Here is a 1,383-nt window from a genome sequence, read left to right as displayed (position 1 = left end):
AGTTGGCACTGGATGGGACAACCGGTCAAATTTGGGTAGAGCCTTCTGAGGAACGGAAGCAAGAATTACAGCTACAGAGCAACAGTAAGGATGAATTACCGACGGAGGTAATTACTCAAGATGGACACAAAATTCCCTTGATGGCAAATGTTTTGGGAGAAGCTGATGCTAAATTCGCTCTCGATTGTGGTGCTCAAGGGATAGGTTTACTAAGGACCGAGTTTCTTTATCTGGAACGCTTAACTATTCCGAGCGAAGAAGAGCAGTTGGCAACCTATCAAGCCATTGCGGAAATTATGGGTACCCATCCCCTAACGATTCGTACTTTAGATATTGGCGGTGACAAGCCCATTCCCTTCCTGAATCTAGCGTCTTCTGATGCTCCCTCTGCTCGGCACACCCCAGAGCCTAACCCTTTCCTAGGATGGCGGGGAATTCGTCAGAGTTTGGATTGTCCAGAGATGCTCAAAATCCAACTGCGGGCGATTCTACGAGGGAGTTATGGAGACAACATTAAGGTGATGTTTCCCATGGTTTCCTCAGTAGAAGAGGTACGGGCTGCTAAGGAAATCCTAGCAGAGGCTAAAGCTGAGTTGCGCCAAGAAGGGTATGGTTTTAATGAACAGATGCCAGTAGGGATTATGGTAGAAGTCCCCGCAGCAGTAACCATGGCTGATCAGTTAGCAGCTGAAGTGGACTTTTTCAGCATTGGTACTAATGATTTGAGTCAATATGTAATGGCCGCTGACCGTACTAATCCCAAGGTGGCGAAGCTAGCTGATGCCCTTGAACCGGCTGTGCTACGGATGATTCAACAAACGGTAACTGTTGCTCATCAAGCAGGGATTCCAGTTAGTGTCTGTGGTCAGTTGGCATCGAATCCAGTAGGGATACCGATTTTATTAGGGTTGGGGGTGGATGAGTTGAGTGTGAATCCACCTGCGATCGCTACTGTGATGTCAGTTATTTCACAGTTGACTATCAACCAGGCCGAGATGCTTGCTGGTGAGGCGTTGCAGCTAGATTCCGCTGTTGGGGTTAGAGAATATATTATCAACCAACTGGACAGGTCCGTTTGAGTCTTGGCAGGGTTGATATAGCGCTACGAGCAAGGGCTTTAGGCAAGAGGCATGCATGCTAGAGGCAAAAAAAAAGAGGCAAAAAAAAAGAGAGCCGTGTTACTGACTCTCTCGATCATCAGGGTGCATCTTATATTTCAAATATACCTGAGCAAATGAGGGGTGTCACCCCTCATGGCAAAAATCAGCCAAATGGCTTAGTTTGTAATGTGGTACTGCAAAGCTGATATCCCTCACAAGACAGGGATTTAGGTTTGAACAGTTAAAATTAGGAAGCATTACCAACCCCAGACCTATGTTCGAG

General features: G+C 46.8%; 1 protein-coding gene. It reads left to right on the top strand.

All coding sequences use genetic code 11. The features are described from left to right. The coding region (gene ptsP, locus F6K37_RS42460; protein ID WP_287257226.1) for a phosphoenolpyruvate--protein phosphotransferase at positions 1-1,079 on the top strand (1,079 nt) is incomplete at its 5' end. Positions 1,080-1,383: the final 304 nt, after the last annotated feature.

Source organism: Moorena sp. SIO4E2 (genome assembly GCF_010671945.1).
GTDB lineage: Bacteria > Cyanobacteriota > Cyanobacteriia > Cyanobacteriales > Coleofasciculaceae > Moorena > Moorena producens.
Note: the sequence above shows the minus strand (reverse complement) of the source record. Positions and strands in the feature narration are given on the sequence as shown.